Below are 13621 nucleotides of genomic sequence, written 5' to 3' on the forward strand. Positions count from 1 at the left end.
GCCTAGGGCAGGTGAACTCGCCCGAAATCGCCGAATCCTTAGCGTGTCTGAGCACATCGCAACGTCGAGCGCGTTACTCTCATCGGCGTGATCCCCATGCGTCGTTGCTGCCGACCAGGTTGCAAGAATCCCGCTGTTGCGACGCTCACCTACGTGTACTCCGACTCCACCGCGGTGGTCGGGCCACTGGCGACGGTGGCCGAACCGCATTCCTGGGATCTGTGTGAAACACATGCTTCCCGCATCACCGCGCCAAAGGGTTGGGAAATGGTTCGCCACGAAGGCGGATTCTCTTCCAGCACACCGGATGACGATGATCTGACGGCATTGGCCGAAGCGGTCCGCGAGGCGGGCCTGCGCCGCCGTCCCCCGGAGCACGACCAGCGTGGCTATTCCGATTACGCCCCGCCAGCACCGCGCGCCACGCGCACCGGGCGGCGCGGCCACCTTCGAGTACTCCCGGACCCGCCGAGTTAGCAGTCGGACGGGACCGTGTCAGGGGTGTCGGCGCCAGCCACTAGGGTGGTCACCATGACAGTGGCCCGCTCTGCCGAATTCGTGAACGCGGTGATCAAGGCTTATGACGTTCGCGGCGTCGTCGGTGAACAGATCGACGGAGAATTCGTCAAGGATGTGGGGGCCGCGTTCGCGCGCTTGATGCGCGCCGAGGGCGCGACCCGCGTGGTCATCGGACACGATATGCGCGAATCCTCCCCGGAACTCGCCGGTGCCTTCGCCGACGGCGTGCTCGGCCAGGGCCTCGACGTGGTGCACATCGGACTCGCCTCGACCGATCAGCTGTACTTCGCCTCCGGTCACCTCGACTGTCCCGGCGCGATGTTCACCGCCAGCCACAATCCGGCTCGCTACAACGGCATCAAACTGTGCCGCGCGAAGGCGCTTCCGGTCGGTCAGGACACCGGCCTGGCGACGATCAAGGACGAGGTGATCAACGGGGTACCCGGCTACGACGGAACACCGGGCAGCGCCACAGAAATCGATCTGCTGGCCGACTACGCGAAGTTCCTGCGCGGGCTGGTCGATCTCGACAACATCCGCCCGCTCACCATCGCCGTGGACGCGGGCAACGGCATGGGCGGACACACCGTGCCCGAGGTGCTGGGCACCGTGGCGCAGCTGACCCTGGTGCCGCTCTACTTCGAGCTGGACGGCTCGTTCCCCAACCACGAGGCCAATCCGCTCGATCCGAAGAATCTGGTCGATCTGCAGGATCTGGTCCGCAAGTCCGGCGCCGATATCGGCCTGGCCTTCGACGGCGACGCCGACCGCTGCTTCGTGGTCGATGAGAAAGGCAATCCGATTTCGCCGTCGGCCATCACCGCACTGGTCGCCGAGCGTGAGTTGGCCAAGGAGCCGGGTGCGGTCATCATCCACAATCTGATCACCTCGCATGCGGTGCCCGAACTCGTGCACGAACTCGGCGGCACCCCGGTGCGCACCCGGGTCGGGCACTCGTTCATCAAGCAGGAGATGGCGGCCACCGGCGCGGTGTTCGGCGGCGAGCATTCCGCGCACTACTACTTCCGCGATTTCTGGGGCGCCGATTCCGGCATGCTCGCGGCCCTGCATGTGCTCGCGGCGCTCGGCGAGAAGGACCGGCCGATCTCGGAGCTGATGTCGTCGTACGAAACATATGCGGCCTCCGGAGAGATCAACTCGACAGTGGCGGACGCGAAGGAGCGGACGATGGCTGTAGTGGACGCGTTCAGGGATCGAGCCAAGTCGGTGGACCGGTTGGACGGGGTAACCGTTGCGCTTGCCGACGACGCCTGGTTCAATCTGCGCGCGTCGAATACCGAACCGTTGCTGCGGCTGAACGTCGAAGCCCGCTCGACGGAGGAAGTAAGCGCACTGGTGACCGAGATCCTGAGCATCGTCCGGTCCTGACTGGGATAGTGGAAGCACAGCCCGGAATGGACGTGCAGGCTCAGAATTCGACGCCCGAGGCAGCAGACGACTCAGCCCGATACCGAGATTCTGAGCATCGTTTGCTCCTGACTGGAATAGTGGAATTACAGACGTTGGATTCGCCCGACCTGGGCGCCCATGCCGATCCCTCCGAATCGGCAGCCCGGGTGGGAGCAGGGCGGGACCGCACACACCGCGATGAGGGGAGGTGGGATGCCCGATGATCGCTGGAACACCGGTGCTCGACCTCGATGATGCCGCTTCGCTCGAGGCTGCCGATGTCGGCGGCGCTCTGCGCTCCGCGGCATCCGGCGGCGCGCAGGTACGTGCGACCGCTGCCGCGGTCACCGAGGACGCGCTCGCGCGCCTCGCGGATTTGCGACCACGCAGTGTGGTGTTGGTCTCCGGCGCAGGCCGGGCCGCGCGCGCCGCGAGTCTGATCGTCGCCGCACTCGGCGACCGCGCGGGCCTGCCCGTGGTCCCGGTCACTGCCCTTCCGCCATGGGTCGGTCCGCTGGATGTGGTGCTCGTCGCGGGTGACGACGCGGGCGATCCCCGGTTGATCGATGCGGTCGACCGGGCACAGCGCCGGGGTGCGGAGGTCGTGGTCGCGGCGCCGCTCGAAGGCCCGCTGCGGGCCGCGGCGGCGGGGCGCACCTCCCTGCTGGAGCCGCGGATTCCGGTCCTGGACCACAATCGGCTGCTGCGCTTCCTCGCCGCCGGTATCGCGGTGCTGCGCATCGTCGATCCGACTCGCTCCGGTGCGGTCGTACCCGATCTGACCGAGCTGGCCGCAGTGCTCGATGCCGAGGCATTGCGCGACGGCCCGCACAATGAGGTCTTCCACAATCCGGCCAAGACCCTGGCCGCCCGCATGCAGCAGCGCGCCATCGTGCTGGCCGGGGATTCCCCTGCCGCCGGCGAGCTCGCCGAGCACGGCGCCGAGGTGCTGTTGCAGGCGGCGGGCAAGGTGGCCACCGCGGTGCATCTGGCCGAGGCCGTTGCCGCCAATCCCCGAATGGTCGAGGCCGCAGGCCAATCCGCGCCGAACTTCGATCCGCTGTTCCACGATGAGGAACTCGACGGACCCGTGCCGGTGGAACGCGTCCAGGTGTTCGTGCTCAGCGCTGATCTGGATCAGGCCGCCGTGCGTCGCCGGCTCGCCGTCTTCGGCGGCAACGGATCGGGTCTGGTCGACGCCGATCTGGTGAGCGCGGATGTCGCACTGCTGCACACCTCGCTCACCGATCCCGTCGCGCCGATGCCCGCCCTGGTGGGTGATTCGGGTGCACCCATGCCCGGCACTATCACCCACGCCAGCGAACTCGAACAACTCGCGGTGCTCGCGCTGCGCTTGGAAATGGCCGCCGCCTATCTACGCTTGATCGGCTCGCGTGGCGGTGCGGCACCGTCCACCGAACAGCTCGACGGGGGACACTACTAGTGCACGAACTCGTTGGTGCGCTGCGTTCCTATGCCTGGGGTTCACGCACCGCACTCGCTAAGTTGTGCGGCCGACCGGTCCCTTCCGCGCATCCGGAGGCGGAACTGTGGTTCGGCGCGCATCCCGCCGATCCGGCGCATGTCCGCCTGGAGAACAGCACCCGCTCGCTGCTGGAATTGGTCGCCGACGATCCGGAGCGCGAACTCGGTCCCGCCGCACCGGAATTCGGCGGGCGGCTGCCGTTCCTGTTGAAGATTCTCGCCGCCGAGGAACCGCTATCACTGCAGGCGCATCCGAGTTCGGCGCAGGCCCGGGTCGGATTCGAACGGGAGAACCTCGCACGGGTGCCGCTGGATTCGCCGATGCGCAACTACCGCGACGAGAACCACAAGCCGGAATTGGTTGTGGCGCTGGACCGGTTCGAGGCGCTGGCCGGATTCCGGGATCCACGGCGCACGGTCGAGCTGCTGCGCGCACTGAACGTGCTCGGGCTGCGCTCGTATGCTGATCTGCTTGCCGCCCAACCCGATTCGGCCGGGTTGCGGACGCTGTTCACGACCTGGATCACGCTGCCGCAGAGTGTCCTCGGTACCCTGCTGCCCCAAGTGCTCGACGGGTGCGTGCGCTACCTCTCGGAGAAGGGCACTCGTGAGTTCACCGCAGAGGCACGCACCACACTCGAACTCGCCGAGGCATATCCGGGCGATGCCGGCGTGCTGGCCGCGCTGCTGCTCAATAGGTTGACCCTGGAACCCGGCCAGGGACTGTTTCTCGCGGCAGGCAATCTGCACGCGTATCTGCGCGGACTCGGTGTCGAGATCATGGCCAACTCGGACAATGTGCTGCGCGGCGGTCTCACCCCCAAGCATGTCGATGTGCCGGAATTGCTGCGAGTACTGGATTTCGAGCCGATCGATCTGCCGGTGGTGCTGCCGGAACCGGCCGAAGACGGATCACTGTGTTATCCGACACCCGCACCGGAATTCGCGCTTCGGCGGTTCGACCTGACCGCCGAATCCGGGCAGGTGCCGCTGACATCCGCGGGGCCGGGGATCATGCTGTGCACGGAGGGTCGGGTGCGACTGTCGCAAGGGGGGAGTGAGCTGGTGCTGGAACGCGGCGCGGCGGCGTGGATATCCGCGGCTGACACCGAGATTCGCGCTCAGGCCCTGGAGGCTGACGCCCAGTTGTTCTGCGCATGCGTCGGTGGCTCGAACTGACCTGTCGCCCGATTTGCCTGTCCGCTCCCCTAGGCTGTTCGTTCGACGGCCTCCTAACCGAACCACGACGGAGCGAGTCTTACGAGCGAGGAGTTCGCGGCCCGTCTCGCGTCCGAGTGGCCGAAGCGCATGCGTCGGTGGCTCGAACTGACCTGTCGCCCGATTTGCCTGTCCGCTCCCCTAGGCTGTTCGTTCGACGGCCTCCTAACCTGGCCACACCGGAGCGAGTCTTACGAGCGAGGAGTTCGCGGCCCGTCTCGCGTCCGAGCCGTCGAAGCGCATGCGACGAAGTCGCGAGTCTCGACGGCTCGGACGCGAGACACCAGGGGGCCGCGAACACGCCGCGCCGAAGGCGCGGCCAAAGATACAGGAGGAAGTACCTACATGTCGGCTGGTGGTGGCAAGAAGGCGATTATCGCCGCATTGTCGGCGAATGCGGGGATCGCGGCGGCGAAGTTCGTCGGCGCGTTCATCACCGGTTCGGGATCAATGCTGGCCGAGGCGGTGCACTCGGTCGCGGACACCGCCAACCAGGGGCTGCTGCTGCTCGGTCAGCGCCGGGCCGCGCAGGATGCCGATGAACTGCACCCGTTCGGATACGGGCGCAATCGCTACTTCTACTCGTTCATCGTGGCGCTTGTGCTGTTCACACTCGGCTCGATCTACGCCATCTACGAGGGCATCCACAAGATTCAGCATCCGGAGGAGCTGACCAATCCGATAGTCGCGATCGTCATCCTGTTCCTCGCGATCTGCCTGGAAGGCTTCAGCTTCGTGACGGCGATGCGGGAATCCATCCCGCTCAAGGGCAATTCGAGTTGGTGGCGGTTCATCCGCAATTCGCGCAGTCCGGAACTGCCGGTGGTGCTGCTGGAGGACACCGGCGCGCTGGTGGGTCTGGTCTTCGCATTCGCAGCCGTTGGGCTGACCATGCTCACCGATGATCCGGTCTGGGACGGCATCGGCACCCTGGCCATCGGCGCACTGCTCGGCGTTATCGCGGTGATCCTGATCGTGGAGATGCAGAGCCTGCTGATCGGTGAGGGCGCGACGCCGGAGGAGGATAAGGCGATTCGCGCCAACCTGGTCGACGGCAAGCGCATCGATCGCGTGATCCATCTCAAGACGCAGTATCTCGGGCCGGAGGAGATCCTGGTAGCGGCCAAGATCTCGATCGTGCCGGATCTGGATATCGACGATATCGCCGCGGCCATCGATGACGCGGAGGCCAGGGTGCGGGCGGCCGTGCCTGCCGCACGGGTGATGTATCTGGAACCCGACCTGTACCGGACGCCGCGGGCCTGAGTCGGCTCGCTCGCGTGTCCTGCCACGCAATCCGGTCTGGCTGCGGCCTGATCCAGGGACTCTTGCGATAGTGCACGCTCAGGGGTGACTCGGTGTGCGCAGCAGATCCAATGGGTTGGTGTGGATGCCGAACTCCGTGCGCAGCACGTGCCGCGCGGCATTCGAACCGGACATGCCGTGGACACCGGGGCCGGGCGGGGTCGAGGCGGAGCAGAGGTAGACGCCGGGTAGCGGTGTGGCGTAAGGATTCCAGCGGGGGGCCGGGCGGAAGACGAACTGGCGCAGGGTCATCGCGCCCGCGGAGATGTCGCCGCCGATGTAGTTGGCATTGTGCGTCGGCATTTCGGCGCCGGTGACGACGTTCTCGGCCAGGATCAGGTCGGTGAAGCCCGGGGCGAAGCGTTCCACCTGGGCGATGACGGCGGCGCTCATATCGCGGGTGGACCCGTTCGGAACGTGCGCGTAGGTATAGAGCGTGTGGCCACCCGCTGGCGCACGCGTCGGGTCGACCACGCCAGGCTGGATGGCGAGGACATACGGACGATCGGCGTGTTGGCCTGCGGCGACGGTCTTTTCGACAGCCATTGCCTCGGCGCGAGTGCCGACCAGATGCAGTGTCCCGGCGAGTTCGCAGCCCGGTGCCTCCCACGGCACCGGACCGGACAGCGCGAAGTCGACCTTGCAGGCCGCGCCGCCATAACGGAAGCGGCGCAACCCGTTCGCGTAATGCTGCGGCAGCCGGTCCCCCGCCATGCGCAGCAGTTCGGCGGGCGCGGTGTCCAGCACAATCGCACGCGCCCCGCCGAATTCGTCCAGCGATTCGACGCGGTGTCCGGTGACGAGCTTGCCGCCGAGCCGTTCGAGTTCGGTGATCAGTGCGTCCGCGATGGCCTGACTCCCGCCGCGTGGCAGCACCCAACCTCCGGCGTGGGCGAGTGTCGCGAGCAGCATGCCTGCCCCGGCCGCGGGGATGGCGCGTGGCGGTGTGATCGCATGGGTGGCGACGCCGGTCAGTAGTGCCGGTGCCGTCTGCTCGCGAAATCGCAGGTTCCACAGTGGCGATCCCTGTTCGAGCACGCGCAGTCCGAAGCGCAGTCCGGTCAGCAAATCCGCGGGCGGGCGGCGCAGATCCGACATCGCGAGATCCACGACCTGCTGCCACTGTCGGACCATCGGTTCGAAGAGCGCGCGCCATGCGGCGCCGTCGCGGCCGAGACCGGCGGCGGTGCGGTCCAGATCGCGCCATGCCAGTCCGGCCGTGCCACCGTCGAGCGGATGCGCGTAGGACACCTCGGGCGCGAGCAGTTCGACACCGTGCGCGGCTAGGTCGAAGGCGCGAAAGAACGGCGACGCCAAGGCCATCGGATGCGCACCGGCGCAGACATCGTGTCGATATCCGGGCAGCGTCAGCTCAGCGGTGCGACTGCCACCACCCGCTGTGGGCTGCGCCTCGTACACCTCGACGGTGAGACCGGCACGGGCCAGGATCACCGCCGCGGCGAGACCGTTGGGACCGGAACCGACCACGACGACATCGGGCATACCTCGATTCTGCCGGGCCGACCCGGGCGGTGCCGTCATCCCTGCGAGGTATCGAGAGGTATCGATCACCGATTCGCTCCCTGAGGTCGCGAATGGCGGGTGCCGCCTTCATCCTCTGCATCGGCATCAGCTACCTGGTGACCCGGAAACCATTGCCACCGGATTCGGGCTGCCGGAATGACCGGCGGGTGACGCGGTCGCGTTCATGAATCTCGAGGGCGGTCGGGATACCGTCTCCGGGGCTGATCTGGTATTGCTCGCCACCGAGCAGTGCTACGCCCTCGGCATCGTCACCCTGATCATCGCGCTGATCCCGATAGGCGACATGCTCACCGTGCTCAGCTCGGACGGTTCCACCGCGGCCGCATCCGGCATCCACGGGCTGCCCCCCGAGCGCCACGGCCACGCCACCGCGATCGCCCAGCACGGAGGAGTGGGCCGAACGCGACCCACCGACGCCACGGAGGGGCCCGCAGATCCTGCGGGCCCCTTCGTTATACGGGTACAGCTAGGCCGGAACCAGATCCTTGGTGTCGTCCTGCTGCGGCTGCGAGCCGTGGTCATCGTCGACCATGGTCCGCTCGTCGAAGGGCAGTTTGCGATCGAGGACCGTGTGGACCCGGTCCACATCGATGGTCTTGGTCCAGGTACCGACCAGCACCGTAGCGATCGCATTGCCCGAGAAGTTGGTCAGCGCGCGGGCTTCGGACATGAAACGGTCGATGCCGACGATGAGGCCGACGCCGTCGAGCAGTTCGGGACGATGGCTCTGCAAGCCGCCCGCCAACGTGGCCAGACCAGCACCGGTGACACCGGCCGCGCCCTTGGAGGCGACGATCATGAACAACAGCAGGCCGACCTGTTCCCCGATGCCGAGCGGTTTGCCCATCGCGTCGGCGATGAACAGCGACGCCATGGTCAGGTAGATGGCGGTGCCGTCCAGGTTGAACGAATATCCGGTCGGCACAACGACACCGACGGTGGTCCGTTCGACACCGAGGTGCTCCATCTTGGCGATCAGCCGCGGCAGTGCGGACTCCGAGGAGGAAGTGCCCAGGATCAGCAGGTATTCCCGAGCCAGGTAGCGGACCAGCTTGAAGACCGACACCCGCGAGACGCCCCACAGCAGCACGCCGAGCACGCCGAAGATGAACACCAGGCAGGTCAGATAGAACGCGATCATCAACAGTGCGAGTTGCTTGACCGCATCGAGTCCGGTCTTGCCGACCACATTCGCGATCGCGCCGAACGCACCGATCGGGGCCAGCCACAGAATCATCGACAGAATCCGGAACACCAGTTTCTGCAGCGATGCGACACCGCGCAGAATCGGTTCACCCGTCTTTCCCATCGCCTGCAGCGCGAACCCGACGAGGAGCGCGATGAACAGTGCCTGCAACACGCTGCCGGTGGTCAACGAGGACAGCAGTGTGGTCGGAATGATGCCCTGGATGAAATCCCAGGTGCCTCCCGCGGCATGCGCCTGATCGGCCAGCTTCGCGCCTTGTTTGGCTGTCTTGGCGATATTCATGCCGGAGCCCGGCTCCAGCAGGTTGCCGACGACCATGCCGATGCCGAGCGCGACGGTCGACATGACCAGGAAGTATCCGAGCGCGAGTCCGCCGACCTTGCCGACATTGGCGGCCGAGCGCACCGAGCCGATGCCGAGCACGATGGTGCAGAAGATGACCGGCGCGATCATCATCTTGATCAGATTGACGAACATAGTGCCGAGCGGGCCGACATCCTGACCGAATTCGGGGGCCTGCCAACCGACCAGAATTCCCGCGATGACGGCGACGATGACGGCCAGATAAAGCCAATGGGTGCGGTCGCGTGGCACCGGCCGCTGTGTTGTTTCGGCGGTGACCGTTGTTCGGTCGCTGCTATCGCTCATGGTGGGTGAAGTCCCCTTCAAGTGGTACCGGCGTGAGGTGGCTCACGCCCTCACGTGCACAATGTTGGCTGCTAGAGGTGATGGCGGTCACGCTTTGGTGCATTACGTTCAAAATGGCACGAGGGAAGAAAGTGTTGCGCGGTGAGAAACACGGGGGACGCGGTCGGCTATCGCTGGCCGGGCAGGCCTTCGTGCTCCAGCTCGTGGTACTCGGCCTGGTCATCGGAATCGGCGCCGTTCTAGCCGTACTGGACACCAGGCACCACAGCGATGTCACGACCACGCGCGAGGTCACCGATGTCGCGATGACCATCGCAAACGCACCCTCCACCAGCGAAGCGCTGCGCACCGCCGACCCCACCGCCCTGCTGCAACCGGTGACCGAACGGACCCGCATGGCGACCGGGATGGACTTCATCGTGGTGATGGCGACGGATCGGACCCGCTACACCCACACCACACCCGCACTCATCGGGCAACCGTTCAGCGGCAATATCGATCGGGCACTGGCGGGGGAAACATTCACCGAGACGTATACCGGAACGCTCGGGCCCTCCATTCGGGCGGTCACACCGGTCTATGACGACGGGCGCATCGTCGCATTGGTCTCGGCGGGTGTGACGCGGGCGCGGATCGGCGCTCAGGTCGGTACGCAATTGCCGTTGATTCTCGGCGTGGCCGCGGCAGGTCTACTGGTAGCGGCGGCGGGTTCGTTTCTGTTGAGTCGCCGGATTCGTCGCCAGACGCACGGTCTCGCGCCGGATGAGCTACGCACGCTGTACGAACAGCACGATGCGGTACTGCATTCGATCCACGAGGGGCTCGTGGTGTTCGGTCCGAATGGCGATGGCGCGGAGGTCGTCAACGATGAGGCGCGCAGGCTACTGGATCTGCCCGATGGGCCCGTCTCACGTGCGGATCTGCCGATTTCGATGCAGCGGATGAGTTGGGGCGTGGTCCGCGACGAGATGCATGTGACCACGGACCGAATTCTGCTGGTCAATCAAGATGTCGTCACCTGGGAGCGGCGGCCGATCGGCACCGTGATCACCATTCGCGACCACACCGAATTGCGCACCGTGATGGGCGAACTCGATTCGGTGCGCGGTTTCGCGGAATCGCTGCGCGCACAGGCGCACGAATCGGCCAACCGGTTGCACACCGTGATCACCATGGTGGAGTTGGGGCGCTATCGAGAGGCAGTGGAGTTCGCGACCGCGGAACTCCAACTGTCCCAAGCCCTAATCGATCGGCTGCTCACCTCGGTGGGCGATCCGGCTCTTGCTGCACTGCTGCTCGGCAAGGTGAACCAGGCGGCCGAGCGCGGCATCGAGTTGACGATCACCGAGGATACGGCGCTCGACTCGACCACGCCGCTGTCCGCGCAGGAGACGGTGACGCTGGTCGGCAATCTGATCGACAATGCCATCGATGCGGCTACCGACGGTGCCGCTGGATGGGTGGAAGTTACTGTGCATCAACAGGATTCGTCTGCCGCCGGGGATCCTGCGCCGGCACCGGCCATAGAGTTGACGACGGTACTCGATTCGGTGCGACCGGTGCACGATTCGGCACTGTATGTGCGCGTCGCGGATAGCGGACCCGGCATGTCGGCCGAAGCCTTCGCCCGTGCCGCCGAACGCGGCTACTCCACCAAGGCCGACCATCAGGGCCTCGGGCTGGCACTGGTCCACCGCCTGGTCGATCGGCACGGCGGCATGATCGGCACCGAACGCGATCCGGAAAGTGCCGTGACCGTGACGATCCCACGAAAGGATGCGCGATGATCCGAGTGTTGATCGTCGAGGACGAGCCATTGATCGCCGAGGCGCACCGCGCCTACGTCGAACGGATTCCGGGCTTCAGCGCGGTCGCGGTCGCGCACACCGGTCGTGAGGCCATGCGCGCCGCCGCCGATGCGGCCGCCGAGAATGCGCCGATCGACTTGGTCCTCATGGATATCGGGCTTCCCGATGCCAGTGGCCTGGATGTGGCCGCCGCGCTGACCGGGCTCGCCCCCCGGCCGGACGTCATTGCCATCACCTCCGCCCGCGACCTGGCCATGGTGCGCACCGCCGTCTCCTACGGCGTGGTCCTCTACCTGCTGAAACCATTCACCTTCGCCGCCTTCCGCGACAAACTCGAGCGCTACCGCGAATTCCGCACCGCCCTGCCCGCGGGCGAAACCGCCATCTCCCAACACGATATCGACCGCGCCCTCAGCGCCCTACGCACCTCCGACCAACGCGCCACCGCCCCCAAAGGCGTTGCCCCCCACACTCTGGACGAGATCTCGCGCACCGTCCGCGACGCCCCCGGCGGCCTCACCGCCGCCGACACGGCCAGCACCGTCGGTGTCTCACGCATCACGGCTTGGCGGTACTTGGAAAAGCTCGCCGAAGACGGCCTGGTAGACCGCAAATCCGACTACGGCCGAGCCGGCCGCCCCAAAACCCGCTACATCTGGAAACCCCGCGCAGAATAAATTTCTTACTCAGGGCGGGCTTTGGGGGTGGTGCGCAGGTGGGCGCGTTCACCTTGTTTGCCGAAGAGACTGAGGAATTCGACGGGTTCGGGGGCGGCGGTGCCGAACCAGTGCGGGACGCGGGTGTCGAATTCGGCGGCTTCGCCTGGAGTGAGGATTACGTCGTGTTCGCCGAGGATCAGGCGGAGGCGGCCATTGAGGACATAGAGCCATTCATAGCCCTCGTGGGTTCGTGGGTCGGGCTCGCGGCGGATGTTCGGGGGGATGACCAGTTTGTAGGCCTGGATGCCGCCCGCTCGGCGGGTCAGCGGCAAGTAGGTCATGCCGTGGCGGGTGGTCGGGCGCAGATGGATGCGCGGATCGCCGGTGGGCGGGGCGTCGACGAGTTCGTCGAGGGTGACCCCGTGCGCCTTGGCCAGCGGCAGCAACAGTTCGAGGGTTGGGCGGCGGTCTCCGGATTCCAGGCGCGACAGGGTGCTCACCGAGATACCGGTTTCCGTCGAGAGGTCGGCCAGTGTTGTTTCGCGCTGGCGGCGCAGCGTGCGTAACCGAGGTCCGACCGCGTCGAGTGCTCGGCCGAGGTCGTTGTCCATGCCACCCAGTTTGCCATATCGGCAAGGTTGTTTGCCATTATCGCCGACTCTCCTGCATGGTCGTCTTCGAGGAGGTGGTCACGTGACCGAGCAATACAGCACCAACGGTCGCAGCGGAGCCGAGCGCCAGCGAGGCGAAGCTGTGACCGATCTGAAGGACGGCTATGACGTGGTGGTGATCGGGGGTGGCGCGGCCGGATTGAGCGGTGCGCTGATCCTGGCCAGGATGCGTCGGTCGGTGGTTGTCATCGATGCGGGACGACCGCGTAACGCTCCGGCCGAGGGGGTGCACGGACTGCTCGCCCGGGACGGAACGCCGCCGGGCGAGTTACTGGAACGCGGTCGAGCCGAGGTCAGGGGTTATGGCGGGCATGTGGTGAACGGCGAGGTCATCACGGTCGCGCGGGATGCCGACGGTTTCGCGGTGTGCCTCGGTGACAGGTCGGTACGCGCGCGTCGGCTCTTGGTGACCACCGGGCTGGTCGATGAGCTGCCCGAGATCGCGGGACTGCGGCAGCGTTGGGGCCGCGATGTGATCCACTGCCCGTACTGCCACGGGTGGGAGGCCCGCGACCAGGCCATCGGTGTCCTCGGTACCGGCCCGATGGCGGTGCACCAAGCACTGCTGTTCCGTCAGCTCAGCGCGGATGTCACCTACTTCTCGCACACCATGGCATTGACGGCCGAACAGTCCGAGGAGTTGAACGCCCGGGGTATTCCTGTGGTGCATGGTGCAGTAACCGCACTCGAGATCGTCGACGACCGACTCGCGGGAGTGCGGTTGAGCGACGGCACCGTAGTCCCTCGCGAGGTCGCGGTGGTCGGCTCCCGGATGGTCGCCCGAGCGAACTTCCTCGAAGCACTCGACCTGCGACCCACCCAACACCCGGCTGGCGTCGGCGAATACATTCCCACCGATGCCACTGGCCGAACCGATGTGCCCGGCATCTGGGCCGCGGGCAATGTCACCGATATGACGGCCCAGGTCGGCGCGGCCGCGGCAGCGGGCGCAGCCGCAGCAGCCCAGATCAACGCCGATTTTGTCGCCGAAGAGACCGCGAAAGCTGTCGCCGGTCTGCGCGCTTGCTTCTCAGCCGCGACCGAAGCGCGGCTGTGCGAGGAGGTGATGGGCGACCGGCGGCACGGCATCTGATGCGGCCACACCGCAGCCGAGTCGCCTGGCAATGCCGTCGAGTCGACGAGGCA

At 66.4% G+C, this 13621-nt stretch carries 11 protein-coding genes and 1 pseudogene; 9 read left to right on the plus strand and 3 right to left on the minus strand.

Translation table 11 applies throughout. The annotated features are described in order from the left end of the window. The first annotated feature begins 96 nt into the window (after positions 1 to 96). The 5 genes from ACQP2U_RS34645 to ACQP2U_RS34665 all read left to right on the plus strand — a co-directional run bounded on the left by ACQP2U_RS34645 (position 97) and on the right by ACQP2U_RS34665 (position 5898). Positions 97 to 477: a DUF3499 domain-containing protein gene (locus tag ACQP2U_RS34645; RefSeq protein WP_083898166.1), complete on the plus strand. Its 381-nt coding sequence runs from the start codon at positions 97 to 99 to the stop codon at positions 475 to 477. A gap of 60 nt (positions 478 to 537) precedes the next feature. Continuing rightward, the gene (locus ACQP2U_RS34650; RefSeq protein WP_433716674.1) at positions 538 to 1908 is read left to right on the plus strand and encodes a phosphomannomutase/phosphoglucomutase; all 1371 of its coding nucleotides are present in this window, start codon (positions 538 to 540) and stop codon (positions 1906 to 1908) included. A gap of 241 nt (positions 1909 to 2149) precedes the next feature. Next, entirely contained in the window at positions 2150 to 3373 is a 1224-nt protein-coding gene (locus tag ACQP2U_RS34655; RefSeq protein ID WP_433711351.1) for a tobH protein, read from the plus strand. After that, positions 3373 to 4593, plus strand: coding sequence for a mannose-6-phosphate isomerase, class I (manA, locus tag ACQP2U_RS34660; RefSeq protein WP_433711352.1), 1221 nt, complete (start codon positions 3373 to 3375; stop codon positions 4591 to 4593). Before ACQP2U_RS34655 ends, manA begins: the two co-directional genes overlap by 1 nt. A gap of 384 nt (positions 4594 to 4977) precedes the next feature. Beyond that, a complete protein-coding gene (locus tag ACQP2U_RS34665) occupies positions 4978 to 5898 on the plus strand; it encodes a cation diffusion facilitator family transporter (protein ID WP_433711353.1) in 921 nt (306 codons plus the stop codon). 78 nt (positions 5899 to 5976) lie between these two features. Here ACQP2U_RS34665 and ACQP2U_RS34670 read toward each other — a convergent pair whose 3' ends face one another. Then, positions 5977 to 7440, minus strand: a complete 1464-nt coding sequence (locus ACQP2U_RS34670) for a phytoene desaturase family protein (protein ID WP_433711354.1) — start codon at positions 7438 to 7440, stop codon at positions 5977 to 5979. Between the two features lie 205 nt (positions 7441 to 7645). Between ACQP2U_RS34670 and ACQP2U_RS34675 the strand changes: the two are divergent. After that, positions 7646 to 7762 (plus strand): annotated as a pseudogene (locus ACQP2U_RS34675) (DUF4267 domain-containing protein); the annotation flags it as partial. 186 nt (positions 7763 to 7948) lie between these two features. Here the strand turns inward: ACQP2U_RS34675 and ACQP2U_RS34680 are convergent. Beyond that, the gene (locus tag ACQP2U_RS34680) at positions 7949 to 9337 is read right to left on the minus strand and encodes a cation:dicarboxylate symporter family transporter (RefSeq protein ID WP_433711355.1); all 1389 of its coding nucleotides are present in this window, start codon (positions 9335 to 9337) and stop codon (positions 7949 to 7951) included. Positions 9338 to 9450: 113 nt separating this feature from the next. Between ACQP2U_RS34680 and ACQP2U_RS34685 the strand changes: the two genes are divergently transcribed. Both ACQP2U_RS34685 and ACQP2U_RS34690 read left to right on the plus strand, forming a co-directional pair. Beyond that, positions 9451 to 11124 carry an ATP-binding protein gene (locus ACQP2U_RS34685; protein WP_433711356.1) on the plus strand — a complete coding sequence of 558 codons (1674 nt, stop codon included), beginning with the start codon at positions 9451 to 9453 and terminating at the stop codon, positions 11122 to 11124. Continuing rightward, positions 11121 to 11822 carry a response regulator gene (locus tag ACQP2U_RS34690; protein ID WP_397036130.1) on the plus strand — a complete coding sequence of 234 codons (702 nt, stop codon included), beginning with the start codon at positions 11121 to 11123 and terminating at the stop codon, positions 11820 to 11822. The genes ACQP2U_RS34685 and ACQP2U_RS34690 overlap by 4 nt, the downstream gene beginning before the upstream one ends. A 5-nt stretch (positions 11823 to 11827) precedes the next feature. On the opposite strand, the gene ACQP2U_RS34695 is transcribed toward ACQP2U_RS34690, so the two are convergent. Beyond that, entirely contained in the window at positions 11828 to 12415 is a 588-nt protein-coding gene (locus tag ACQP2U_RS34695) for a helix-turn-helix domain-containing protein (protein WP_397036128.1), read from the minus strand. Positions 12416 to 12557: 142 nt separating this feature from the next. On the opposite strand from ACQP2U_RS34695, the gene ACQP2U_RS34700 reads away from it, so the two are divergent. Continuing rightward, complete coding sequence (locus tag ACQP2U_RS34700; protein WP_433716675.1) at positions 12558 to 13568, plus strand: NAD(P)/FAD-dependent oxidoreductase; 1011 nt, start codon at positions 12558 to 12560, stop codon at positions 13566 to 13568. The last annotated feature ends 53 nt before the right edge of the window (positions 13569 to 13621 follow it).

Source organism: Nocardia sp. CA-084685, from assembly GCF_050955785.1.
Lineage (GTDB): Bacteria > Actinomycetota > Actinomycetes > Mycobacteriales > Mycobacteriaceae > Nocardia.

What these genes read in the sequence shown, in the direction of transcription:
- ACQP2U_RS34645 (WP_083898166.1), top strand. Translation starts at nt 97, where the DNA reads ATGCGTCGTTGCTGCCGACCAGGTTGCAAGAATCCCGCTGTTGCGACG.
- ACQP2U_RS34655 (WP_433711351.1), top strand. Translation starts at nt 2,150, where the DNA reads ATGATCGCTGGAACACCGGTGCTCGACCTCGATGATGCCGCTTCGCTC.
- ACQP2U_RS34695 (WP_397036128.1), bottom strand. Translation starts at nt 12,415, where the DNA reads ATGGACAACGACCTCGGCCGAGCACTCGACGCGGTCGGACCTCGGTTA.
- ACQP2U_RS34670 (WP_433711354.1), bottom strand. Translation starts at nt 7,440, where the DNA reads ATGCCCGATGTCGTCGTGGTCGGTTCCGGTCCCAACGGTCTCGCCGCG.
- ACQP2U_RS34665 (WP_433711353.1), top strand. Translation starts at nt 4,978, where the DNA reads ATGTCGGCTGGTGGTGGCAAGAAGGCGATTATCGCCGCATTGTCGGCG.
- ACQP2U_RS34685 (WP_433711356.1), top strand. Translation starts at nt 9,451, where the DNA reads ATGGCACGAGGGAAGAAAGTGTTGCGCGGTGAGAAACACGGGGGACGC.
- ACQP2U_RS34690 (WP_397036130.1), top strand. Translation starts at nt 11,121, where the DNA reads ATGATCCGAGTGTTGATCGTCGAGGACGAGCCATTGATCGCCGAGGCG.
- ACQP2U_RS34680 (WP_433711355.1), bottom strand. Translation starts at nt 9,337, where the DNA reads ATGAGCGATAGCAGCGACCGAACAACGGTCACCGCCGAAACAACACAG.